This window comes from Leptospira chreensis (genome assembly GCF_016919165.1).
Lineage (GTDB): Bacteria > Spirochaetota > Leptospiria > Leptospirales > Leptospiraceae > Leptospira_A > Leptospira_A chreensis.
Window position 1 is genome coordinate 115,228 of sequence record NZ_JAFFPS010000064.1, and the last position, 24,458, is coordinate 139,685.

At 38.0% G+C, this 24,458-nt stretch carries 19 protein-coding genes; 12 read left to right on the forward strand and 7 right to left on the reverse strand.

Features of this window, described 5'->3' with window-relative positions; all coding sequences use genetic code 11:
• The first annotated feature begins 280 nt into the window (after positions 1–280).
• Positions 281–1,327 (forward strand): alpha/beta hydrolase family protein, encoded by a 1,047-nt coding sequence (locus JWG41_RS17560; protein WP_205271110.1) that lies wholly within the window; start codon positions 281–283, stop codon positions 1,325–1,327.
• A gap of 22 nt (positions 1,328–1,349) precedes the next feature.
• Here the strand turns inward: JWG41_RS17560 and rocD are convergent, their stop codons facing one another.
• Positions 1,350–2,558, reverse strand: coding sequence for an ornithine--oxo-acid transaminase (rocD, locus tag JWG41_RS17565; protein ID WP_205271111.1), 1,209 nt, complete (start codon positions 2,556–2,558; stop codon positions 1,350–1,352).
• A 105-nt stretch (positions 2,559–2,663) separates the two neighbouring features.
• Here rocD and JWG41_RS17570 point away from each other — a divergent pair, with 105 nt between their 5' ends.
• Together JWG41_RS17570 and JWG41_RS17575 are read left to right on the forward strand one after the other, a co-directional pair.
• Positions 2,664–3,983 carry a proline dehydrogenase family protein gene (locus JWG41_RS17570; RefSeq protein WP_205271112.1) on the forward strand — a complete coding sequence of 440 codons (1,320 nt, stop codon included), beginning with the start codon at positions 2,664–2,666 and terminating at the stop codon, positions 3,981–3,983.
• Positions 3,973–5,535, forward strand: a complete 1,563-nt coding sequence (locus tag JWG41_RS17575) for an aldehyde dehydrogenase family protein (RefSeq protein WP_205271113.1) — start codon at positions 3,973–3,975, stop codon at positions 5,533–5,535. The genes JWG41_RS17570 and JWG41_RS17575 overlap by 11 nt, the downstream gene beginning before the upstream one ends.
• 47 nt (positions 5,536–5,582) lie before the next feature.
• On the opposite strand, the gene JWG41_RS17580 is transcribed toward JWG41_RS17575, so the two are convergent.
• The gene (locus JWG41_RS17580) at positions 5,583–6,533 is read right to left on the reverse strand and encodes an MBL fold metallo-hydrolase (RefSeq protein ID WP_205271114.1); all 951 of its coding nucleotides are present in this window, start codon (positions 6,531–6,533) and stop codon (positions 5,583–5,585) included.
• A 248-nt stretch (positions 6,534–6,781) separates the two neighbouring features.
• Here JWG41_RS17580 and JWG41_RS17585 point away from each other — a divergent pair, with 248 nt between their 5' ends.
• On the forward strand, positions 6,782–8,185 hold the full coding sequence (locus JWG41_RS17585) for a beta-propeller fold lactonase family protein (protein WP_205271115.1): 1,404 nt from the start codon (positions 6,782–6,784) through the stop codon (positions 8,183–8,185).
• Here the strand turns inward: JWG41_RS17585 and JWG41_RS17590 are convergent.
• Entirely contained in the window at positions 8,074–8,859 is a 786-nt protein-coding gene (locus tag JWG41_RS17590; RefSeq protein ID WP_205271116.1) for a hypothetical protein, read from the reverse strand. The genes JWG41_RS17585 and JWG41_RS17590 overlap by 112 nt on opposite strands.
• On the opposite strand from JWG41_RS17590, the gene JWG41_RS17595 reads away from it, so the two are divergent.
• The 3 genes from JWG41_RS17595 (at position 8,853) to JWG41_RS17605 (ending at position 13,001) form a co-directional block, all read left to right on the forward strand.
• A complete protein-coding gene (locus JWG41_RS17595) occupies positions 8,853–9,677 on the forward strand; it encodes a YndJ family transporter (RefSeq protein WP_205271117.1) in 825 nt (274 codons plus the stop codon). The two genes, JWG41_RS17590 and JWG41_RS17595, sit on opposite strands and share 7 nt — an antisense overlap.
• Before the next feature lie 212 nt (positions 9,678–9,889).
• Positions 9,890–11,053, forward strand: coding sequence for a hypothetical protein (locus JWG41_RS17600; RefSeq protein ID WP_205271118.1), 1,164 nt, complete (start codon positions 9,890–9,892; stop codon positions 11,051–11,053).
• Positions 11,054–11,096: 43 nt separating this feature from the next.
• A complete protein-coding gene (locus JWG41_RS17605) occupies positions 11,097–13,001 on the forward strand; it encodes a methyl-accepting chemotaxis protein (protein WP_205271119.1) in 1,905 nt (634 codons plus the stop codon).
• A 57-nt stretch (positions 13,002–13,058) separates the two neighbouring features.
• Here the strand turns inward: JWG41_RS17605 and JWG41_RS17610 are convergent, their stop codons facing one another.
• Positions 13,059–13,505: a DUF3592 domain-containing protein gene (locus tag JWG41_RS17610; RefSeq protein ID WP_205271120.1), complete on the reverse strand. Its 447-nt coding sequence runs from the start codon at positions 13,503–13,505 to the stop codon at positions 13,059–13,061.
• A 135-nt stretch (positions 13,506–13,640) separates the two neighbouring features.
• Here JWG41_RS17610 and JWG41_RS17615 point away from each other — a divergent pair, with 135 nt between their 5' ends.
• A complete protein-coding gene (locus JWG41_RS17615; RefSeq protein ID WP_205271121.1) occupies positions 13,641–15,581 on the forward strand; it encodes an ATP-binding protein in 1,941 nt (646 codons plus the stop codon).
• On the forward strand, positions 15,578–15,988 hold the full coding sequence (locus JWG41_RS17620) for a response regulator (protein WP_205271122.1): 411 nt from the start codon (positions 15,578–15,580) through the stop codon (positions 15,986–15,988). Before JWG41_RS17615 ends, JWG41_RS17620 begins: the two co-directional genes overlap by 4 nt.
• Positions 15,989–16,792: 804 nt before the next feature.
• On the opposite strand, the gene leuD is transcribed toward JWG41_RS17620, so the two are convergent.
• Positions 16,793–17,419 (reverse strand): 3-isopropylmalate dehydratase small subunit, encoded by a 627-nt coding sequence (gene leuD, locus JWG41_RS17625; protein WP_205271123.1) that lies wholly within the window; start codon positions 17,417–17,419, stop codon positions 16,793–16,795.
• Positions 17,416–18,819, reverse strand: coding sequence for a 3-isopropylmalate dehydratase large subunit (gene leuC / locus JWG41_RS17630; RefSeq protein WP_205271124.1), 1,404 nt, complete (start codon positions 18,817–18,819; stop codon positions 17,416–17,418). Before leuC ends, leuD begins: the two co-directional genes overlap by 4 nt.
• Before the next feature lie 91 nt (positions 18,820–18,910).
• Between leuC and JWG41_RS17635 the strand changes: the two genes are divergently transcribed.
• Positions 18,911–19,819: a LysR family transcriptional regulator gene (locus JWG41_RS17635; RefSeq protein WP_205271125.1), complete on the forward strand. Its 909-nt coding sequence runs from the start codon at positions 18,911–18,913 to the stop codon at positions 19,817–19,819.
• A gap of 103 nt (positions 19,820–19,922) precedes the next feature.
• On the opposite strand, the gene JWG41_RS17640 is transcribed toward JWG41_RS17635, so the two are convergent.
• Positions 19,923–21,248: an LA_0442/LA_0875 N-terminal domain-containing protein gene (locus JWG41_RS17640; RefSeq protein ID WP_205271126.1), complete on the reverse strand. Its 1,326-nt coding sequence runs from the start codon at positions 21,246–21,248 to the stop codon at positions 19,923–19,925.
• A gap of 482 nt (positions 21,249–21,730) precedes the next feature.
• Here JWG41_RS17640 and JWG41_RS17645 point away from each other — a divergent pair, with 482 nt between their 5' ends.
• Together JWG41_RS17645 and JWG41_RS17650 are read left to right on the forward strand one after the other, a co-directional pair.
• A complete protein-coding gene (locus tag JWG41_RS17645; protein ID WP_205271127.1) occupies positions 21,731–23,188 on the forward strand; it encodes an HD-GYP domain-containing protein in 1,458 nt (485 codons plus the stop codon).
• A 479-nt stretch (positions 23,189–23,667) separates the two neighbouring features.
• A complete protein-coding gene (locus tag JWG41_RS17650; RefSeq protein ID WP_205271128.1) occupies positions 23,668–24,225 on the forward strand; it encodes a hypothetical protein in 558 nt (185 codons plus the stop codon).
• The last annotated feature ends 233 nt before the right edge of the window (positions 24,226–24,458 follow it).

The window sequence follows — 24,458 nt, forward strand, 5'->3', positions numbered from 1 at the left end:
TTCCCCATTGGATCGTTATTTAAAAATTGGATTCATGCTGGGTCGGGCTCTTCCGGGGTGCGCGTTCGCTCCCGTCCGCGAAAGCGGACCAAGCCCTCCAGGTCCCTAACGCTAAAAAATCCCATATAAAATTTCATTTAGATGACAAATCCAAAAATTATATTCTTTATCTTAAAGTAAAAAAAATAGTTTGTATGTGTTAAAAAAGAATTCGATTGATTGCAAACTTAACTTTTAGATTGTTTCCGATAAAGAACATTACTTCCGGTAAACGAAACCAATGAATCACATCATAGCTTGGGGAAAATCAATCCAATTTTTATTAGGACTACAAAGTCAGGATGAATCCTTGCCTGATGTTAAGGAAGTTTCCATTCCCATACGCAACGGAGTTTTGCGTGCAGACTGTTACATTCCGAAAAAAAAACCAATCGGAACCATTGTCACTATCAATGGACTAGCTCCCTTAGGAAACAGGGACCCAAGGTTTATCATTGTCAATAAAAGTCTGAGCAAACTGGGTTATACGGTCGTCAGTCCTTTCTATGATGAAATCTGTGATTATAAAATTTCACTTCGTAACATTGATGATATAAAAGATTCGATTCTTTATATCTCTTCCCAAAAAGAACTTAGCCCCTCCGGGAAAGTATCCATTTTTGCACCTTCTTTCTCCGGTTCCTTAAGTCTCATCGCAGCCAGCGATAAAGAAATTGCAGACCGAACCCATTCCCTTTGCGCCATCGGAGCCTTTGCCAATGTAGATGATATCATTGGAAATTTATTTGCAAACCAGAATCTAGATGAATATGGACGAATGATCCTTCTTTTAAATTTTCTTCCCCTATCCATTGGAGAAAACAAAAGCTTATTTAAAGCCATTAAACTTGCGATCTTAGACAATTACTACAAATACAAAAATAACCTTCTCGAACCTCATTATACAAAAATGAAAAAATCAGATCGTGATTTTTTTGAAAACCTGAAATATGATAGTGAATTTCGAATGAAACATTGGAAACTCATTCTAAAAAAAGGAGGGAAAAACCGCGAATTGTTAACGGCTTTATCTGTTACCAATTATATCAATTCTCTCAATATACCCATTTTATTAATTCATGGAGTCAAAGATGATGTGGTGCCTGCAAACGAATCACTCATGTTATACGAGAAACTTTTAGCTCGGGGTGTTGAATGCAAACTTTGTATTACTTCCCTAATCTCCCATGGGGATACGGGATTCAGTTTCAAAACTTTATTAGAAGTACCAAAACTGATTAGCTCCTTTTCCTTTTTTTTCTTAAAAGCTTATGATAGAGAAAAATAAAAAATCATCCAACAACGTTTGATCACAATAAATCAATTGCTGATTTTATGATTCCCATTGCTTCTCTCATTTCTTTCTCCTGAATCACGAGAGGGGGTGCAAATCGCACTGTGTTTTTATGAGTTTCCTTGGCTAAAATTCCTGACTTCATTAACTCCAAACACAAGTTTTTGGCATCTACCTTGTCAGTAAATTGTACCGCATTTAAGAGGCCTTTTCCCCGAACCAAATGGACCAAAGGATGATTCCAAGATTCAATTGTTTCTCGAAATAGGATTCCCATTCGTTTTGAATTCTCGCTCATCCCTTCCTCTAGAATGGTTTTCACTGCAGTCATTGCCACTTCGCAAGCCAGTGGATTGCCACCAAATGTAGAACCATGTTCCCCTGGTTTCAAAAGTAAAAGAATTTCATCAGAACCTAATACGCAAGATACGGGCATCATTCCACCAGAAAGGGCTTTACCAAGAAGTAACAAATCTGGTTTGATTTTCGAGTGATCCGAACAAACAAGTTCCCCAGTCCTACCTAAACCTGTTTGTATTTCATCAACGATGAGTAGTACATTATGAAATTCGCATATTTTCTTTGCTTCGCTTAAATAGTTTTCATTAGGAACAATGACACCCGCTTCCCCTTGAATGGCCTCCACCATAAAGGCGGCAACATTTTTATCGGAAACGCACTTTTTCAAAGCATCCAAATCATTATAGGGAATGATTTCGTACCCAGTAAGGAAAGGACCAAAATCATTTTTACTTTTTGAATCAGTGGACGCTGAAATGGCAGCGATGGTTCTTCCCCAAAAGTTTCCTTCACAGAAAATGATTTTTGCCTGATTATCGGAAATTTTCTTCTTTTGATAACCCCACTTCCTCGCTAGTTTAATCGCGGTTTCCCCGGCCTCCACTCCCGTATTCATGGGCAATACTCGATCGTATCCAAAAGTTTTTGTCATAAACTCAGTAAATAATGGAAGTTTGTCGTTATAAAAAGCTCTGGATGTCAAAGTAAGGATTGCTGATTGTTTTTGAAAAACTTCAACAATTTTAGGATGGCAGTGGCCTTGGTTCACAGCGCTGTATGCAGATAGAAAATCAAAATATTTTTTTCCTTCAATATCCCAAAGATAAATCCCTTCCCCTTTTGTGATCACAACAGGCAAAGGAGAATAATTGAAAGCTCCAAACTTAGATTCTTTTTCGATAAACAAATCTGTCAATTTTCCCATTTGGAAATAAAAACATCTAAGTTATTGTTTACAACTCCTTTCAGATTTTATATTCTCATTTTTTACAGAATCAAGAGTTTTGGGATCGAATTTGGTTGTTACATTATGTTTACAAAACAAATGCAAGATGATGATAAAGAAATTCTTTCCATTGCTAAAACAATCGATGGAAGCGGGGGACCTTGGTATCAAAGATTCAGATTTTTTATCACTTCCAAAACAATCCACTTGGGGTTTCGTTATCCAAAATTAAAATTACAAACTTTCAAATTCATCGATGTCCTTCCCTCACTCGAATCAAAAAACATATACAAGTATTTTAAAATTTATCTTTTCGATGAAAATACAGAGATTCCTACATTTTTAAAATCTTCGATTCAGTTTCTCATCAATATCTTTTTCCTAGATTACATTGTTTCTTTCCTCATACTAAAAATAGTAAAAATCTTTGCCAAATTATTTATACTGACGGACTCTCCGAGGAATTTAGAAGAAATCCATTTATCAACAAGACCTCGCACCTATGATATTTTAGGAGAAACGGCACTCTCCCCTAGAGAAGCAAAAGAATATCTACATCAATATTCGGAACTCCTAAAAATTCTACCCGAGGTGCCAACAGGTATCAATTCCAAATTACGAACCAATATATCCATCAAATGCTCCGGGATTGAAACAAGGCTCTATCCAGAAGCCGAAGAGGTGAGTGTGAGATATTTACAAGATGCCCTGAGGCCCATCCTTCGTTTGGCAATGACGAAGGGAATCGGAATCAATTTGGACATGGAACAGTATGACCTTAAAGCAATCATCAGCCGATCCGCAATGGATTTATTTCTAGAGCCAGAATTTCAATTCTATCCACACTTCGGTATCGTTGTACAATCCTATTTAAAATCCTCAAAAGAGGATTTAGGTGTTTGGAAAGAATACGCAAAACTTCGGACCGTTCCCATCACCATTCGACTGGTGAAGGGGGCCTATTTAGAATTCGAACGAATCAAAGCAGAAGAACGCGGATGGACCTCTCCCGTATTTGAGACCAAAAAAGAAACCGATATCAAATTTGAAGAAAATGTTTTATTTCTTTTAGAATCCTATCCCTACCTTAGGCCAGCCTTCGGAACACATAACCTTCGTTCGCTTTCTTATATCCTATATCATACAAAAAGAAAAAACATTTCCGATTTTGAAATTCAAATGTTGTATGGGATGGCCGGTAAATACAAGTTTGGGTTAGAATCTATGGGAATCATTGTCCGGGAATACTCTCCCATAGGTGCCCTACTTCCTGGGATGGCTTATTTGATTCGTAGGCTTTTAGAGAATACATCCAACCAAGGATTTTTGTATCAAATGAGTTTGGGAAAAAATTTAGATTCTTTAATAATGAGTCCCCAAGAGGAAAATTTACATGGAATTTAAAAATGAAACCATTCGAGATTTTTCCATAGAGAAAGAAAGGAATGCCATTCGTTTGGCACTAAACTCTATCGAAAAAGTATTACCTTTTACAATTCCCATCTCGATCGGGAACACGCAGAAGTTTTCAACAAATCATTTTGTCCACAAAAACCCTTGGTCTCCAGAGATCGTCGTCTCGAAGGTTTCTCTTTCCAATGCTTTGGATTTAGAAGAAGCCATCAAAATTTCCAAAAAAAGAGGGAACCTTTGGAAAGAACGTCCACAAGAAGAACGCTCCGCCTTACTCATGAAAGTCGCAGAAAAGTTAGTGAGTAAAAAAGATTGGATCCTCTCTGTTTGCATTTGGGAAACAGGAAAACATATCACGGAAGCAGAAATTGAATTTGCGGAAGCCGTCGACTTTTGTCGTTATTATGCAGCCGTTGCCAATGATCAAATGTTACCAAAAAATATAAATCTCTTAGGTGAAGACAATTTATATTATTACCAACCAAAAGGGATTGTGGCTTCCATCTCTCCTTGGAATTTTCCTATGGCAATTTTTACCGGAATGTGTGCTGCCCCTCTGGTCACGGGCAACGTTGTCCTAACAAAGCCAGCGGAAGAAACTTCGGCTACGGCTTACGAGATCACAAAATGTTTTTGGGAAGCAGGAATACCCAAAGAAGTGTTTCATTTTTTACCAGGTCTTGGTTCCGAAATTGGGGAAGCAATGGTAACCCACTCGGAGGTTTCGGTTATCAATTTCACAGGATCCAGAGATGTGGGACTTTCCATTGTAAGACTAGCGTCCCAGATTTCCCCCGGACAACGCAGCATAAAAAAAGTCATCTGCGAGTTAGGTGGTAAAAATGCGATGGTTGTGGATGCTGATGCCGACTTAGATGTGGCCGTCCAGGCCATCCTTTCTTCTGCCTTTGGATTCCAAGGCCAAAAATGCAGTGCTCTCTCTCGGCTTTATGTACATAACGATTGTTTCAAGAAACTAAAAGAAAGATTAATGGCAAGTATGGAAGATTTACTGGTTGGTTCTCCTTTAGATTTTGAAAATCGAATTGGACCTGTCATCCACGAAGAGAGTTATTTACGACTCCTTCGTTTGCAAAAGGAAAATGAAAGTTTTTTAACAGGAATTACTACCCAATACCCAAAAGATGGGTTTTATATTCCACCAAGCTTATACGAACCACCTCCCGACTCATCCATGTGGAGTTCTGAAATTTTTGGACCACTACTCTCGATGAAAAAGATTTCTAGTTTCCAAGAAGGAATCGAATTAGCCAACGACTCCGACTATGCTCTGACGTGCGGAGTCATCTCCCGAAATCCCAAACATGTGCAGGAAGCAAAATTAAAAATAGATGCCGGGAATTTATATATCAACCGCGGAATCACGGGAGCTATAGTCAATAGACAACCGTTTGGTGGAGGAAAGTTATCGGGAACCGGTGCGAAAGCAGGAGGTCCCGATTATTTACATCTTTTTGTAGAAGGAAAAACGTTTACGGAAAACACAATGCGCCAAGGTTTCTCTCGCGATACAATTCAATAAAGATTTTTGTCAGTATAGAAATCTTTAAAACATAATCGACAAACCGGTTACTTTCCAGAAACAGAAATTCGTTCTTGGTGGCCTGGATACACAAACTTAAGTTTGTGAGTGTTTTCCAGTCCTTTTAAAAAATCCAAACTTTTACGATTGAGTTTGTGATCCGAGGTAAAGGCCCCCGGAGTGACACCTTCTTTCCAACCCCAACTCGTATGGGAAGTATCCCCGAGGACCAAATGAGCCCCATCTTTTGTTGGAATGAAAAATGCCAAACTTCCGGGTGTATGCCCCGGAACAGAAAGTATATAGAAACTCTCGTCCCCAAAAAAATCCAAAACAGTAATTTGGTCTTTATCTTTACCAAAATCAAATTGGATTAAATTCGGATTTTCTCCTAACAAACGATTGGTGGAACCTTGGACAAATAAATTGATAAAATATTTACTCGTGACTTCTCCAGGCCCGACATACAAAGGAATCGAGTTATCTAACTCTGAAGCTCCGAGTGTATGATCCAAATGTAAGTGAGTCAGAAAGACTCCCTTTACATCGATTTTGTTTTGATGCAAATAGGCTTTGGTTGTTTGATAGACTTGCATTTTTGAAAAATGCATCTGAGATTCCACTATAGAACTGATGGGTAGGGCATCCTTACCTTTGGTAAAACTTTCCCCCACACCGGAATCAATCATAAAGGTTCCAAATTTCGGATGTTTGACGAGATAGAAATAAATGGAGATGGGTTCCTGACGATCCTTTAAACCAGCTGCTTTTGCTTTAGGATCATCCAAATCCAAAAGTCCGGCAAGAGATGTTTCCCAATCCGCCACTTTGACAACTTGGAATTCGACCCAGTGTTTCGGTTTCGGTTTCGGGGAAAGAGGGATTTGCCCCGTCCCCTTGTCTGAAAAAAAGGGTTTTACTTGGTGCGATGTTATCTGACAAGAAAGGGCGAAAAGACAAAGTATAAACAGTACGATAAAGTTCATCCGAAAAAACATAAAACCACCACCTTCTCTAAAACTAAGTCGAATGAATCCATTTTAGCAGTCACTCTAAAAATTGAGGATTCGTTCCGCATCCTTAAAAAGGAACTTACAATCAAACGAAAGGATCAAAAAAAGTTTTCACTTCCCGCGAGTAGATCTTAGAAAATTTTTCTGGAATTTACAAACGAAAAAGGAAATAATTTATTGCAAATTGATTTCAGATATCCGCTAAATAAACCACTTTGTAAAGCCAAACAACCATGCGAAAATTCAGTGTTCCCATTTTACTTACATTTTATTTTTGTAATTCTTGTTTCTATCATCCTTTGTGGAAACCCTATTTTTTCCCAGAGAAGGATCCTCTTTCTAAACTCCAATTACAATTTGCTTCCGCTATATTTCTCATACAACCAAGGATTTATTCTCTTTCCAAAACTTCTGGTGTGGAAGGCGAAACGATAGTCATTGGAGGTGTAAATTTTTCAGCAGAAGGTGCAGAAAACAGAGTGTTCTTTTCAGGTTCTGTCCAAGCAACCATAGATAATACAAGTCCTTCAAGCTTAACAGTGAAAGTACCTTACGGTGCCAAATCAGGTCCCATCACAATTGAAAATAACAAAGGTTCTGCGCAGAGCTTTGATGCATTTACCGTGTATCGATATTTCCTTAACTTTTCTGTTGATGCCAATTCAGAATTATACTCACTCAATATGAATACCGGCGAAATTGTTGCTGCCACGGGATCCCCTTATGCCCTCGCCACCAATTCTGCCAAATTTTCACCCAATGGAAAATTTGCCTTTTCTGGTGGATTCGGAATCACCTATATTTCTAGTTATGCGACAAATCAAAACACGGGATTTTTGTCTTCATTCAACACCAATGCGGGTACCACAACAGTAGATCCTGTATTCTTTGCCTTTCATCCCTCAAACCAATTCCTTTATGTATCAAGTAATAGTGGTAGTAGCATCGCAGCCTTTGGATTTGATTCCAACACAGGGATACTCACGAAAATTAATGACTATAACCAACCTTGCACTTGCAATCTTAACCATCTGGCAATCTCACCTGATGGAAAATATCTTTACGTAAATGGGAACGGTGGCACAGAACCTATCATCGGTTATTCGATTGATCAAAACACGGGGGCATTGTCTAATTTGGCCGGTTCCCCATTTGCGACGGGGATCCCCAATCTCGAGGCACTGCTCATTGACTCCACATCCAACTACTTATATTCGCTTTCATTGGCGAATGGCATTCTTGGCAGGCAAATTGATTCCGCCACAGGGAACCTAACAGTGATTCCAGGAAGTCCATTTACAGGAACCAGCGGAAATTTTCGAGCAGTGATGCATCCCTCTGGAAAGTATTTTTATACTGTGAATATTACAGGAGCATTACTGGCAAAACATGATATTTCTTTAGCGAATGGTTCCCTATCCTTGGCTAATTCGATTCTGAACTTTGGATCGAATTTACAATTTATTACTTTGGATCCCACAGGTACTTACTGTTTTGTCAGTAATATTGGATCAAATAACTTTTATCAATTCAAAGTGGATGCAGAAACAGGATTACCAAGTCTAATGAACTCTGGGAATCCGTATCCAGCATCGGGAACTCCTAGTGTTCCCGAACCGTTTCGGGTGGCACAATGATTCAAAATTTCAAATCGAAGTGTTGTGAATTCAGTATGAAAGTCCTTACGATTTCTTTCCGCCATGGCTTCTTTGTGTTCTAAACCATCCTTTGTAGGTTCTAGGCCGTGGACCATCTGGATCATTTCATGTTCCGAATTCCAAATACTAAAAGTCAAAAAATTTCGAAACGGTCGGAAGGCAGCAAAAGCAAATCTTTGCGAAGGATGATCCCTGACTTGTTTTTCCACAGGCCTTCCCCATTTTGTAAATCGAAATAGTTGAGAAATTTTCAATCGAGCGAGAGTGATGGCAACCATTGGTGTATCTTCTTTCGATGGTTTGGGATAGAGGACGGCTGAATCTAATTCACTAATTTTCCCCCACCTCCGATACAATCGCAATCGCATCTGCCAAGAAGAATGAATAGGATGGTTCCTAGAAAGATTCAGAAACTGATCCAGATCTTCTTCTGATTGCCAAAATGCGATCAAAGCAATCTGCGATAGATGGTAACGTTTTTTAGAAAAGAGAGAAGCACCTAATTGCATGGGCACCAAGGATTCGGAATGGATCAGTCCTTTTGTTTTCTTTTTCTTTAAATAGAGAAACAAATAGAACGGAAGTTTATAGATAGGCACTTCAAAATAGTGAAAACTAAAAACTTCTTGTGCGGGGTTTTGTTTCTGTGACATTGATCTTCTATTTTATGAATGAAAATTCTTTATTACTTGCTGTTCTAACTTTTGGATACGGTCTGGCACCTTTTTTTACCAATCGTTTCTTTTTAAAAAATTCAAAAATATATTCCGTATTTCACTTCATTTCCTTCCTTTTGATCCTTTTAGCAATCTTTTTTAGAATCCCCAAATTAACCGTGGTCTGGCCTATATTTTGTGGATTGGGATTGGTTTTATTCTGTAAAATACAAAAGACAAATTTCAAACAATTACAGACTTGGATTGGATTTTTACCCTTTGGATTTAGCCTTCTTTCTTCCCTTTGGTTTTATTGTGGGCAAAACGAATGCCATCTTCTTGGTTATAACGAAACTTGGAGTTACTACGCAGCCATTCACGGTTGTTTTATCGGTTGGTTATTTTTATCAGGGATCATCAGTGTTTCGAATCATCCAGAAGGATCCAAAAAAACTTTAATCGAATCTCTAGGAATTGTAATTCTATTTCTCCTCATCGCATTGGGTATTTATGGAAATCCCATTTTAAAAAAAATCGCAGTGGTTGGATTTTCGTTTCTAGTACCTTACACTCTCTGGGTGGCAACAAAGGAAATTAGAAATCAAAACAGGGTTTCCTTAATTCTTGCCAACTGCAGTCGACTATTCCTCTGTTTTACCTTTCTCTTGGCACTGGTTCACGAATTCTATATTGGTTTTCCTAAGTTTATTTATGGATATCCCCTTATGGTCATCCTTCATGGAGGCATCAATGCCTTCCTTGTGATTCCTTGTTTTTTATTTTCCCTTTTATTCGCTAAAGAAGAATCAACATAAAATTCTCAGAACAGAGTCACCGAAAGAGATAGAAGAGGAAAACCCTAGTAACCGATTCCTTTCTCACTCCTCTTTACTTCTCGTAAATATTTCGATTTTGCTTGCAAAAGTAAAATATGTTCTTAATGTAGCATTTCTCAATTTGCAGGTTACGTTTTGTACGCAAATGAAAAATAGATAAGTGAACAATGTGCGGGATTTAAATTGAATGTATGAAACATAAAACCATACTCTTTTTGCTTTTTAGCGTCACTCTTTATGCGGAAACCATAGCACAAGAAACTCCAAAAGGTAAAAACCAAAAGAAAGGTGCCAATCTTCCCTCCGTAAAAGCGGAAGTAGAAGCATCGCCAACAGTTCCCAATGAAAATGTTGTGACTATTACGCAATATGCAGCCAACGAAAATAACTTCCGAGGGATCAGTGTCTACGGAGATCGATTTGCCAGACGAAACAATACTGAGTATAAATCTATACCGGATGCATGGTTTCTAACAACGGAACTTGCCTTCAACACCGGAGACAAAAAATTTAGTTCCAATATGCTCTTCTTTAATCCCATCGTGGGAAGGACAAACAGGGACAATGATTATTATTACCAAGATAAACCTGGCGGTGATAACCAAACACAAACGGTTGCCCATTCCCTCTCCACAGGAAGTTTAGGTTATGATCCCAATCATATCAAAAAACGAGCCGAGAAAAATGCCTTAGGGGATTCTGCGCTCGGAGAATTTTATTTCAATTGGGAAAATCGCGCCGGATCGTTCTCTACTGGACTATATGTACTCATCAATGTAGGTGATAATTCAAGATTTGCCACTTCCGATTATGCTTTTATTTGGCGTACGGCATTTTTAAAGTATATTAACCCCACCATTTCCACTTTCTATAAATTCACTTCCGAATTCAGCGGTTATGGAACAGGGAGTGTTTATTCCAATTTATCTTTTTCTCATAAATTTTTAGTGACTGAAAATTTTCAAATCACACCCGCCACTCATATTGGTTACCAATATGTAAATGATTATGCACTACAACGCAGAGGGATTTCTGACATTAACACTAGTTTAAAACTGAGTTATTTAGGTTTTTTTGTGAAAGGAATTCATATATATCGTCCCGACACTTACCTTTGGGACAATGCCATTTTTAATCCACAAACAGGAGTGATTATTTCAGACAATAATCAAAATGACCAAAGAATCACAGATCCTTCAAAACGATATGGATTAGAAAATCAAATCACTATTGATGCCATTAAAAACCTACCCATCGATGGGGACTTACGACAAAAACTTGTCTATCGATACCAACAACAAGACTTCGTTAAAAATACCTTTGTGATCCAAATCGGATATACTATGAAATTTTAATTCCATTCAAAAACACCCATCAATAAACTAAAGGATAATTACAATGAAAGAAAACATGCGTTCCATTTTCAGAACTGTCTTCATTACAATCACACTGGCAATGATCTCTCTCGTCATCTTTACTATGCAATTAAGAAAAGCTTCGGAAATTGTAGCGGACGCTACAATTTCTAGATACGAATCCTATTTGCTAGCAGATGAATTACGCCAAAGTTCCGATGACTTAACAAGGCTTGCTCGAACTTACGTAATTTCCGGTGGAGATCCCAAATGGGAAAATCAATACTTCGACATTCTTGATATTAGAAATGGTAAAAAACCAAGACCCACTCAATATGAAAATATTTATTGGGATTTCGTTGCCGCCGGTGAATTAACCCCTCGCCCAGCTTCTAAAGCCATTGCACTCCTGGATTTAATGAAAGAAAAAGGTTTCTCTGATAAAGAATTGGCAAAATTAGATGAAGCAAAAGTAAAATCGGATGCATTAGTCAAAACAGAAACCATCGCCATGAATATGGTAAAGGGTTTATATGCAGATGCTTCGGGGAACTTTGTTCTAAAGAAAAACCCTGACTTAGCAGAGGCACGCAGATTGATGCATAATGATGAATATCATAAAAACAAAGCAACAATCATGAAACCAGTTTCCGAGTTCTTTGATCTTCTAAACCAAAGAACCCAATCCAAAGTTGACGAAGCCATTTCTAGTCAAAATTTTTGGAATACTGTGGTTATCATTTTCGTTTTCATTACACTTTGTATCTTAACTTATGCAGGTTATGAAATACGATTACTATTTAAGTATCTTGGCGGAGAACCTGCTTATGCAAATGCTATCGTTGCAGAAGTTGCAGCAGGAAATTTAAATGTAAAGATCCAAACACTTCCTAAAGATAAAATGAGTATGTTATTTTCGATCAAAGGTATGGTCGATCGTCTCCAAACTATGATTAGTGAAACGCAAGACGTAGTTGATGCTGCTGGAAAAGGAAATTTAAAAACAAGAGTTTCCCTAGAGGACAAACAAGGTTTTGCAAAAGACTTAGGTGGTAGTGTTAATTTATTAGCGAACACAAGCTCCAATATCATTGATGATGTGAATCAAGTATTGATTGCAATGGCTGAAGGTGACTTAACTCACAGAGTTTCTTTAAACTACCTTGGTGATTTTGAAACATTAGCAAATTCTCTAAATAACGCATTAGAAAAACTATCATTAGCTTTATCGGAAGTCAGAAGTTCCGCTGTGGTAATCTCACAAGCTTCAAGCCAAATATCCTCTACTTCCCTTTCTCTAGCGGAAGCCACCTCGGAACAAGCTTCTAGTATTGAACAAACCACGGCAGCTGTGGAAGAAATGTCCGCCTCAATCACACAAACAAATCAAAATGCAAAAAATACTGATGGAATTGCTAAAAAATCAGCAGATGATGCATCCAGAGGTGGTGAATCGGTGAATGCGACGGTTTTAGCAATGTCAAAAATTGCTGAAAAAATTGGCATCATCAATGAAATCTCAGGACAAACCAACTTACTTGCATTAAATGCTGCGATCGAAGCGGCACGGGCAGGAGAACAAGGAATGGGATTTGCTGTGGTCGCTTCAGAAGTCGGTAAGTTAGCAGAGAGAAGTCAAGCTGCTGCGAAAGAAATCAGTCATCTTACGAATGAAAGTTTAACCACAGCACAAGAAGCCGGATCGCTACTAAACGAAATTGTTCCTTCTATTAGTAAAACTGCTGATTTAGTCCAAGAAATTGCCTTCTCCTCGAAAGAACAGGCAATGGGTGTCCAACAAATCACTGATGCAATGACTCAAGTGAATGAAAGTACACAAACGAATGCAGCAAGTTCCGAGGAATTATCTGCCACCGCCAATGAAATGAGCCGACAAGCAGAACATTTAATGGTCTTGGTGGAACAGTTTCGATTCAAAATTGAATGAGGATAGATGTATCTCTAGGTATTTCAAAAAAACAATGATGATTGCTATAAAAAAATTTCATAAACGAGCATCTAACTCGATTGCTTTTCGTTTCATGATTTTACGTAGGATAAAACCAACTAAAGTTACGATACCACCAACGATCACGGGCCACCAAGGTGCAGTGGTTCGTTGGAAGAAATCGTTGATGACCGCAGTTTGGATTGGATTTGCCGGATCATACAATACTTCCACCTTTTGGCCTTTTTTATATTTCTCAAAACTATGATTCCAAAACAACTTATCCAAAAATCTCACAGTCTGCCCTTTTTCCGTTTTAAAAACAACCCAAGCCTGACGATAGGGCTCTGTCACTTCCAAACCATAAACTTCCCCAACGGCTTTGTTGCCCTTAGCATCCAAGTCCTTTTCAATGGACAGATTGTAAAATCCATAAAGAAATAATACAATTCCAAAGGCATACAGAACAAAACCAACATAAGAAGCATTTCGGTAAGCATTCATAGGTTATAAAATTTAGTTAATAAATAATTTAAGTCAACTCATTATCTTTGCATAAATGGAGCACTTCTGGTAAACTGAAACGGATGAATCATCTCAAACTAAAATTCCCGTTTATAAAAAATGAATGAGTCATTTATGAGCTTAAAACGATTATTTTACCTAATATTTTCAATCAACATCCTATTATTGATTTCAATAGGATTGCTTACACTCGCTCTTTTTAAAGTAGAATCGGCCTTGGCGGAGAGCCAAGAAAAACGATTAGTATCCATCAAACTAGCAGACGAACTTAGACAAAGTTCAGATGACCTAACACGATTTGCACGCACCAATGTGGTAACCGGGGACGAATTATATCAAACTATTTTCAACGATATATTAGCAATACGAAATGGAGAAAAACCTAGGCCCGAGAATTATGATCGAATTTATTGGGATTTGATTGTTTTTCCTTCCGATCGAAAAGAAGATTTTGGGCAGAAAATCTCCCTACATTCCAAAATGATTGATGCCGGGTTCACTGAGGAAGAATTTGATAAATTGAAAAAAGCTCAAATCAATTCTGATAAACTTGTAAAACTGGAAAACATCGCAAAAAATGCAGCAAAAGGTATTTTCTTAGATCAAAAAGGAAATTTTACAATTCATGGAAAACCTAACAGAGCATATGCCATATCCATAATGCATGGAATCGATTACCATCTACACAAAAGAGAAATTATGCAACCCATCAATGAATTCCTTAAATTAATTGAAAACCGTACAAATGAATCCGTTAGAAAATTTGAAAGTTACATTCTTTATTTACTAACAACAATGTTTGCCATTATCACAATCTTAATCCTTTCGTTATTATTCTCTTATAAGGTGATTCATGGTAAAGTAAGTTTACCAATTTATGGCTTAATCGATGCTGCCACCGAGATTGGCAACCAAAACTGGAATACATCGATTAGTTATGAGTCAAACGATGAAATTGGCCATTTAGCTCGAGCATTTAGAGTCCTTAAAAATAAAATTTCAATTCTAATACAAGATTTAAACAATTCGAACCAAAACTTATCTAAAACAAACTTAGATCTAATGAAGGCACTAGAAGAATTAAAGGCAGCAGAAGCACAACTCATTCAATCCGAAAAAATGTCAGCTCTAGGTCAGCTAGTGGCAGGGATTGCCCATGAAATCAATACACCGCTAGGTTCGATTCGGACTTCCATTTCCAATTTCGACGAAGCCGTTACATTTGTGTTATCATTTCCGACAGCTAAATTATCTGACAATGCTTCCATCATATTCAAAGATCTTATAAAAGATAGACAAGAGTTCAGCCAATCAAACCAAACAACGAGGGAACGAAGGACAATCAAGAAAGACGTGGAAGAACTTTTGCAGAAAGCAAAAATTAAAAATCCAGAGTATTTTGCAGACTTATTATTGGATATCAACAAGAATAAACCAATAGAACCTTTAATCTCGATACTACAAGAAGAAGGTGGTGAAAATACAATTGAATATATTTACAAAATTTCCCGATTACGAGGCAATATTCGAAACATAAGTCAATCCGTCGACCGAGCTTCTAAAATTGTTTACGCCCTAAAGAATTATTCTCACCAAGATTTATTAGGCAAAAAAATCGAGATCAACTTAACGGAAAATATAGAAACTGTGCTCACAATCTATAATAGTTTATTAAGGGACGGAGTAGAGGTCATAAAAAATTTCAACTACGATGGTCCAATCCATTGTTTCCCAGATGAAATCAGTCAGGTATGGACAAATCTAATTCACAATGCTGTGCAGGCAATTGAAGGCCAAGGATCAATCTATATTGAGACTAACAAAGAGATAGAAACCAACATGGCTAACATTATCATTCGAGACACGGGAAAGGGGATCAAAGAAGAAGACAAAGCACGGATTTTTGATCCTTTTTTTACCACAAAAATAAGAGGTGAAGGAACAGGCCTAGGACTCGGAATTGTAAAAAAAATCATTGAAAAACATAAAGGAGAGATATATTTTCAGTCGGATGTTGCCGTGGGAACTACCTTTACTGTGAGGCTACCTCTATGACCAAAATTAAAAAAAGCATTCTTCTATGTGTAGACGATGAAGAGATCGTGTTACTGTGTTTAAAAGAACAACTTCGTAATACTTACGGTCAAAATTTTATTTATGAAATGGCTTTGTCAGCCGAAGAAGCAATGGAAATTCTGAACGAGACGGAAGATGCAAACCATACGGTTTTAATCATTATCAGCGACTGGCTTATGCCTGGAATGAAAGGTGATGAATTTATGATCTACCTAGAGAATCATTTTCCAAATATTAAAAAAATTCTTTTAACCGGCCAAGCGGATCCAAACTCTTTGGTGCGAGCAAAAACTTTGGGCCATGTAGACCATGTCTTAGCCAAACCGTGGACTAAAGAACAATTGGTCTCGGTGATTGGAGAGTTGCATGTATTACCATCAAGCTGATAGCAACCGATTTTCTACAACTGTCACTCCTTGGCCAAACTAACGCAATACACAATCGTATTCTATCTACTCCATAATCATACAATCTATGGACAAGCATCAGACTTAAAGTAGAAATAAAGTTTAATTTTATAATACAGTCATAATCTAAATTTTTTAAATCCTAAACTATACGGATTTATAGTGCTGATTCAATGGAAAATTGTTTTTCAAACATCTGCTTTACGAATGTGTTTTGGAACTTATCATTCAGGAAAGACTTACCCTCGCATGCACTTGCTTTGTGAATATGTAAAACAGCAAAGAACACTTCAAAGATATGTTGCTAAAAGGCGAAAACTTTTGGAATAAAACATAGGTTTTCTGAAAGTTCCTTGTTAAAACGTGGAAATTATGTTAGGGGAAATACGGCACCTCCCACGAACCACTCCCCTCCACCCTAACTCGGGCGGGGGTTTGTAGATTCGCCTCCACATTATGTCTCATTAGAACCCTCCTCCCAAACCCTCTTCACGAATTTCCCCATGCCTCCCCTAACATTGAAAGCAAGCTCTTCGGGGCGAGTCCCCAAAGATTGAACTCTATCTCAAATCAAATTCTTTCCACATAACAATGGTTTATAGAATTTGAGGCCGGGCTATCCAGGGCTTCGGTCGCAATTAGCGACCGCTTCGCGCCCTTACTATCCCTCTCGCAGTGGATACATTCAAACCAATATGAAGATCCACTCTTGAATTACCTGATAGGTGGTTCGTCTCAATTTCTTTTATGCAAACTTTCGCTAAGAAAATTTTGGAAGTATCTTTACCAATACACTTCCAAAAATGATTTTTCAGTTTTTCGTATCCGTTCAAATTCCAAAATCTCATTTGCATGTTTCAAAGTGATATCAATATCATCCCAACTGTTCCGGATCCGATTGACGGAAGCCGAGTCCAAATGGAAAGAGAATGTCCTGTCTCCCGCCTGTACTTCCAAATTTTCTAAATTGATCCTGATAGATAACCTTGAGTTTTTAGAAACCCATTCATTGAGATAATGAATCTCTTTTTCTTGCAAACGAACCAATGCAATTCCATTCTTCGCAGAATTAATCGAGAATATATCGGCAAAAGAAGGAGCCAAAATCGCTCGGAATCCGAAATCTGATAAGGCCCAAGGCGCATGTTCTCGGCTTGATCCACAGCCGAAATTTTTCCCTGCGATAAGCACACTGGCATTCTTAAATCCTTCTTGGTTCAAAATGAATTCGGGATTATGAATTTTTCCTTCTAAGTCTAAATATCTCCAATCATGAAACAGATGTTTTCCAAAACCCTTTTTATCTATTAATTTCATAAATTGTTTAGGAAGTATTTGGTCCGTATCAATATCTTCTTTTGGGATTGATACGACAATTCCCGTATGGATTGTCCAATTTTTCGTACTCATGCCAATTTCCTCACATCAGATAATTTTCCAGTCACTGCCGCTGCTGCAGCCATAGAAGGACTTAATAAATGAGTCCTTCCTCCCCTACCTTGTCTTCCTTCGAAATTGCGATTAGAAGTGGAAGCGCATCTTTCTCCCGGTTTTAATACGTCGTCGTTCATCGCAAGGCAAAGCGAACAGCCAGGCTCTCTCCATTCAAATCCAGCTTCTTTAAAAATTTGATCCAAACCTTCCGATTCTGCCTGACGTTTTACTGAGCCGGAACCCGGAACCACCAAAGCTTGCACTCTTGGATGAATTTTTTTTCCTTTGACTACTTCTGCTGCAGCTCTTAAGTCTTCTATCCTTGAGTTCGTGCAAGATCCGATGAATACTTTATCGATTTTAATCTCTGAAATCGGAGTCCCAGGTTTTAAATCCATATATTCCAATGCATTCTCTACTGTCTCTCTGGCTCGCTTGTCCTGAAATTCTTTTGGATTTGGGATTACTCCGTCAATGGATAAAGTCTGAGATGGATTTGTTCCCCATGTGACTTGAGGTTCTATATTAGAAATATCTAATTCTATCTTCTCGTCAAAAACGGCATCTTTATCCGTGAAGAATGTTTTCCAATATTCGATTGCCTTCTGAAAACTTTCTCCTTTCGGCACAAGTTTTCTATCTTTCAAATAATCAAATGTGATTTGATCTGGTGCGATTAAACTTGCCCTTGCCCCCGCTTCGATACTCATATTACAAAGAGTCATTCGACCTTCCATTGAAAGTGAACTGATCCATTCACCAGAATATTCCATAGTGAAACCTCTTCCTCCTGAAGTCCCAATCTTTGCAATGAGTGCTAAAACTATATCTTTTGCAGTGATCCCAAATCCAGGTTTACCGACAAATCGAACGAACATTGATTTTGTTTTTGCCTGTTTGAGAGTTTGTGTTGCAAGCACATGTTCCACTTCACTTGTCCCGATCCCAAAAGCCAATGCACCGAATGCTCCATGAGTTGCAGTGTGTGAGTCTCCACATACAATTACAGATCCAGGAGTTGTAAAACCTAACTCAGGACCTAACACGTGTACAATCCCTTGATTGGGATCTTCAGGGCCGAACAAACGGATTCCGAAATCTTTACAGTTTCTCTCCATCGTATCGATCTGCAATCGGGAGACTGGTCCTGCCGCATCTCTGTTTTTGCGATCTCTTGTGGAAACATTATGATCCACAACTCCAAAAGTGAGATCCTTTCTACTTACATCTCTGTTCTTAGTTCTTAATCCTTCGAATGCTTGGGCAGATGTCACTTCATGTAGGATATGACGGTCCACATATAAAATAAATTCCGAGTCAGAATTTTCTATGATCTGATGAGTCTCCCAAATTTTGTCGTAAAGTGTTTGTCCCATATTTCCCTCTTAGTAAAGAGGATATCAAATTAATTGATATAATGCAAATAAATTGGTTTTATAAAATATATAACTAAAAGTTATATGTTGTATGGAATTCAGACAGATCATTTATTTTCTGGAAATCTCGGAATCAGGAACATTCCAAAAGGCAGCAACTCGTTTGGGATTAACACAACCTGCACTCTCTAGACAGATTTTTCTTTTAGAAAAGGAATTAGGAGTAAGGGTTTTGGAAAGAGGGGGAAGGTCTGTACGACTGACTCATGAAGGAGAAAGATTCTATCAGTATTCGATAAGAATGAAAGAATTATGGGAAGAAATACGAAATGGCTTTTCTAAAGAAAATGAACTAAAAGGTAACTTTTCCATTTCAGCGGGAGGGACAGTATCCGCATGGATATTACCTCAAATCTTAAAACAAATCTTAAAAAAAAGATCCGGACTTTCTCTTTCCGTAAGAGAAGGAGACGCAAAGGAAACTAAAGACGCTGTATTAAAAGGAGAAGTAGATCTTGGGATTTTAACTGGTCCCATTTCAGAGCCTAGTCTGAATGTATTGGAATTTTTATCCGATCAGATATTTCCTGTAGCAGCAAAAGATCATCCCATTTTTCAAAAAAAGAAAATCAGATTAGAAGATCTAAAAAAACAATCTTTTGTATTCTTCCATCCAGGTTCTGCTCTTAGAAAAGCAGTAGAGAAGAAAATAAAATCTTTTTCAAAAGATTTTGGTCCTAAGATTGCGATGGAACTAAGAAGTGTAGAATCCGTAATCAAATCATTGGAAGCGGGACTCGGAATCGGTTTTTTATCCGAATATTCGATGAACTCAAAACTAAAAAAAATTAAATTCGAAGACTGGAAAGTAGAAAGGAAATTTTATCTTTGTTATCGCAAAAAATCCGGACCCGGACTTGCGATGCTCGCCGAAGAAATTTTGAGATCCGCAGAGAAATGGGCATCAGAAAAAGAAACCTCTTCCCTTTCAACGGAATAAAGCGATCCTATTATTTTACTCCGATTTTACATAAGAAGACAAAACTCTGTTTTAGTTCGATCTACAAAGTTGCAATGTCGGAACTGGAGGAATCTACTCCGACTCAAAAATTAAAACGATAATTGGCACCGACTTGAACATATGTTAATACAGTCTTTGAATCATGTAAGATTGGTATTAAAATTTGTGGCCCATAAAATCTTAGTAAGATTTGGGACGGATCCGTATTTCCCCCACCTTCGTTTTCCGTGATATAACCTGACTGCAATTTGTTATTCAGGGTCATATTGCTCGTTTCCACGAATAAACTTAGATCACCTTTGATCTTCGTTGTGAATTTTACATTCACTTCGGTTCCAGTAGATTTCCATTGATAATCGAGTCCATATTGATTGTATCGAAAAGGAATGGCATTCAATCGAAATTCGTCGCTTCGAAGCGAGGATGGACCTTGCATATCTAAATGTAAAATCTGTCCTTGTAAGGTAAATCTCTCCCAAAAATTCCATTCAAACCCAAGTCCCAAACTATAACCTCTGAGGGCACTGTTCGTTTCCCGATAACTCACGCGGCTGGGATTGATTCCAGTGGCGGTAATCCCTCCGAGACTATCGACTTCTTGAGAGGTCTTTGTCCAAATTCTTTCCAGTCCTCCCAAGATTTGAAGATCTAAAACCGGATGCGGATAAGGAGAAAAACCGATCCTGGATGAAACTTTTTGAAACTTTGTTTCCCCGTTGCCTAGCAGAACATTTGTAGTTTTTTCAGAACTGGAGGAAGAAGACCCACCCCCACTTCCGAAAGATAGAGTCTGGAAGCCACCTACGTCTAAATTTCCTTTCGCTTCTGTTCCGCGAATCTCAATGGTGAACCGGTTCCAGGCATAAAACAAACGCGCCGTTGTACTTTGATTTTTACTTTTATAAGGAGTGGATTGTAGTTCGGCCTGACCGCCACTGCTAAAAAGAAGTCCAGCATACTGAATTGTCTGAAAGAAAGGACGAAGCTCTGATTGACTCTCGCCACTTCCAACCCCGAAGGAACCTTCTAAATAATGTCGTTTAGATTTCGAAAGCTGTTCCTCTCGATTTTTGAGTTTTTCTTCTTTAGCTTTAAGTTTCTCCTCTTCCTGTTTTTGTTTTTCTGCGAGTTCCTTTTCCTCTTTGATTTTCTTTTCTTTCTCCAAAATCGGAGATTCTTTTTTAAGAGCAGAGGATTCCGGCCCCTTTCCATAAGAAACTTTTTGAACCGCCGACTTAGGGAACACTTTCGTATTTCCGTTTGCGAGTTTGATAGTCACGGAATCCTTGTCTTGGTCTATAATCGAACCTTCAAATTTTTCTCCGGACTTGAGTTGAATCGTTTCACTACGAAGAGATAAGTTTACAAAAAGAAACACTGAGAACAGTAAGGAAATAATTTTTTTCATAATTTTGACCAATTCAAGACAGTATCGGCGGATCTTAACACATCGTATCCATTCTGCAAATCAATTCAGCACTTTAATGTTCGATTATAAAGAAAAAACTAAGCATTGGGAATGATTATTAAAAATTAGTAAGCCGAGTCACTCGACGGCTTTGCTTCCATTATATTTACTTTTCAAACCAACAAAGTTACAAAGTTACAAAGTGAAACAAGCATTTAATCAGAACAGATCTTACGATACATTGCATTGATCAAAACCAAACACTCATTTCGTAAAAACTTGATAGAAAGTGACCAACGTCTTTTTGGGCAAAAACGTTCGCCATCCCCATTACTGAACAACCATTCTTTGAGTTTTGCCGATATGTATTGATAATCATCAGAGGAAGCTTTTAATTGAAAAAATGAACTTTGTTGTTGGTGAAAGTCAATTTTTCTCGTCTCATATCATTAGATAATCATACCATAACTGGACTGCAAATTTTGAGCGATATTCCCTTAATTCCCACTGACCAACTTGCTAAATTTGAATTTAATGATGATCTGCTCAGTAATTACCGTAAGAGCAAACAAATTCCACTCGATCTTTTTGATCGAACTGGCAAACTCATCATGTCAAAAAAAAGGAACCCGACGGAAGAGGATTTTGGCAAACTTTTAAAGATTGAGTTGCAAGGAGCCTATTACCTAACATCTGACAAAAAACATTTGCTAGTAACATCCGGAGAAATAGCTGACCCTCGCCAAACAAAACTTTTTGACCCAGACAAAACCACAGAATTTGCAAAACAAACCGAATCACTGATTCTTGAGTTAAAAAAAGAAGCATTCAATTCGGATCATGCACTCCGAGTTCACAAATCAATCGGAAAAGTTTTAGATGATTTCACTAGCAATCCAGATTTTGAATCTGGATTATTTAATATATTAGAAATTTTGAATCTTGCTGGCGTTCCAGTGGAATCAGAGTTAATGACCAAACGAACGATTGTTGCAATGGGTATGAAAGTCCGAACCAAAAAGATAGGCATGGGAGAAGATAACAAACCCAATAAAAAAGACCATCTTTCGGTAATGACGGCAAGTTTTCTTGCGGATATTGGTTATTCAAAGTTAGTTCTTCCAGACAAACCTAACTTGACTAAAGAAGAATACAACTCAATCCAACAACATCCAATTATAAGTTACTTAATGACTCTTGCAGCGCCAGAAATTACGCAAGAAATTCGTACTCTTGTTTTGAACCACCATAGACCATTCCGAGGTAACTCAATTAACAATAACTTTCCTGACAATAACACAGTTTTTAGAAAGTTGATGGTAATTAGGGATAAGTTTTTAAAAGATCCAAGTAAAAAAATGATTGTTGCTGATATAGATGCACAACTTCGAATCCAAGAATCGAATGTAAACTCTGTCAATTTTGAAGAAGATATCGCAATTTTGTCGCTCGCAAGCGAATATGCAAGTTTAACAACAAACCAACCGTGGCGCCCAGCATTCAATTCAGCAACAGCATTGAAAATGATTGTAAATGATTCGTTTTTTTCCTATAGCAATAGAAACATTCGACACTTATTGGACTATGTCGGTGCCAGCTTAACCAATAATCAAAATATAATTAACGTAGGTGATTATGTAATCACCGCCTCTATTGATTCTGAAAAACAGGCACATTTTGATATCTGCAAAATTTTAGAAGTCGATCGCTTCCAGACACGCCCAAAGATCCAAAGGATATGCACCATCAAACCTTTGTTTAAAAAAGGGATTAAGTATCGAATTGCCGATTTTGATATTAACGAAATTCGTATGGACAAACGACGAGCAGTGATTGATCTTGCAGGCCAGACTTCCAGTACCCAAAGGATCATTTACATTATTGATCCAGAAATGAACGCACCTCTTTATAATGCAGCAAGAAAGATGGACATCTCTTAACTGAACTCATTGTCTTTTACTTTCAACTCAACATTGAATTAGTTCAGATTGGATACATCTGGACATGAATTCCTAAACTAAGAAAAATATGTTTTTGGAAAAATAGGATCTATCGAAGTAAGTGTCTATCTTTACGATCCCCTCTGATATTTCGGGCGACCCCCCAAAGATATTTTCTTCCCACAAAAAGTTTGCTACTACAAAACAATTTTCCAAACCGTTTGGGGTCGGGCTATGCAGGGCTTCGGTCGCAAACCGCGACCGCTAACGCGCCCTTACTATCCCTCTCGCATATCCATTAAGTAAAAAAAATTGCTTCCAAAGTAATCTACTCCTTCCAAGTAGCAAAGAACATGTCAAATCATGGGCAAGGATAGAGTTTATCCCGACCAATTGAAGATTGTGAAATCTATCTGGTAAAAAGTCTTAGTAATTTCCTAAGTGCTTGCGAGAAACCATCCTGGCCATAAAATCAACGAATGCGCCGGAAACTCTGGATTTTCATATTTATTTTCAGCATTCTCTTTTCGTTAGGAGCTGAAGTCATCGCTGGGCTTGGTGGATTTGCCAGTGCCTTTTCTTCAATAGAACTAGGATCGGGTGCACTGCCAGCCGCACGAGTGGGAGGACCATTCATACTGACTATCGTTTTTGTATTCATGTTTCTTGTCGTGCTCTCGTTCCTTTCTTTGCTCACTACCGCAGGAATACTGGGATTGACCAAAGGGCTATTCTTGGGAGTAACCTTAGGCCTATTAGTCGACTATATAGTAGTCAGAGGAAAAATCAAACCAGGCGATCCTGCAATCATTCGTCTTTGGGCAGGTCGGGGCGCAGCATTTATGTTTGTGTTTGTTCTCTGGGTTGGGATACTAAATCCGTTACTTTCGCAAACAGGCACGCATCCCATCGACGTTTTCAGTGCAAAAGATATAGTTGGGATTTTTTCTACCACAGGAATTTTCGTCTGCGCTTTCTTTGCACTCATAGGTGTAATGCGGTATTACTGGATGCGGGGAAAGAAGGATAAGGTCTGAGAAATCTGCATTCAATCTTGCGATGTAAAGATACCATGCTAAATTCAAAGCTAGCCGCTATCCAAGAGCAGGAATCAGAATAAATCTGGTTTGATCATTTATCATGATCAGGAATAAGAACGTACTTTGGAAACTACTCTGCATTGAGTCATCCCCGTGCAAAGGTGAAAAGATTTAGAATAAAATTTCCGAAGCGATCAAGGTTCTTTTCAAAAACGATAGGTTGTGTTATA

Coding starts and splice junctions, on each gene's coding strand:
- JWG41_RS17585 (WP_205271115.1), top strand. CDS start 6,782: ATGCGAAAATTCAGTGTTCCCATTTTACTTACATTTTATTTTTGTAAT.
- JWG41_RS17575 (WP_205271113.1), top strand. CDS start 3,973: ATGGAATTTAAAAATGAAACCATTCGAGATTTTTCCATAGAGAAAGAA.
- JWG41_RS17610 (WP_205271120.1), bottom strand. CDS start 13,505: ATGAATGCTTACCGAAATGCTTCTTATGTTGGTTTTGTTCTGTATGCC.
- JWG41_RS17570 (WP_205271112.1), top strand. CDS start 2,664: ATGTTTACAAAACAAATGCAAGATGATGATAAAGAAATTCTTTCCATT.
- JWG41_RS17615 (WP_205271121.1), top strand. CDS start 13,641: ATGAGCTTAAAACGATTATTTTACCTAATATTTTCAATCAACATCCTA.
- JWG41_RS17580 (WP_205271114.1), bottom strand. CDS start 6,533: ATGTTTTTTCGGATGAACTTTATCGTACTGTTTATACTTTGTCTTTTC.
- JWG41_RS17640 (WP_205271126.1), bottom strand. CDS start 21,248: ATGAAAAAAATTATTTCCTTACTGTTCTCAGTGTTTCTTTTTGTAAAC.
- JWG41_RS17650 (WP_205271128.1), top strand. CDS start 23,668: ATGCGCCGGAAACTCTGGATTTTCATATTTATTTTCAGCATTCTCTTT.
- leuC (WP_205271124.1), bottom strand. CDS start 18,819: ATGGGACAAACACTTTACGACAAAATTTGGGAGACTCATCAGATCATA.
- JWG41_RS17620 (WP_205271122.1), top strand. CDS start 15,578: ATGACCAAAATTAAAAAAAGCATTCTTCTATGTGTAGACGATGAAGAG.
- JWG41_RS17560 (WP_205271110.1), top strand. CDS start 281: ATGAATCACATCATAGCTTGGGGAAAATCAATCCAATTTTTATTAGGA.
- JWG41_RS17600 (WP_205271118.1), top strand. CDS start 9,890: ATGAAACATAAAACCATACTCTTTTTGCTTTTTAGCGTCACTCTTTAT.
- JWG41_RS17605 (WP_205271119.1), top strand. CDS start 11,097: ATGAAAGAAAACATGCGTTCCATTTTCAGAACTGTCTTCATTACAATC.
- JWG41_RS17635 (WP_205271125.1), top strand. CDS start 18,911: ATGGAATTCAGACAGATCATTTATTTTCTGGAAATCTCGGAATCAGGA.
- leuD (WP_205271123.1), bottom strand. CDS start 17,419: ATGAGTACGAAAAATTGGACAATCCATACGGGAATTGTCGTATCAATC.
- JWG41_RS17590 (WP_205271116.1), bottom strand. CDS start 8,859: ATGTCACAGAAACAAAACCCCGCACAAGAAGTTTTTAGTTTTCACTAT.
- rocD (WP_205271111.1), bottom strand. CDS start 2,558: ATGGGAAAATTGACAGATTTGTTTATCGAAAAAGAATCTAAGTTTGGA.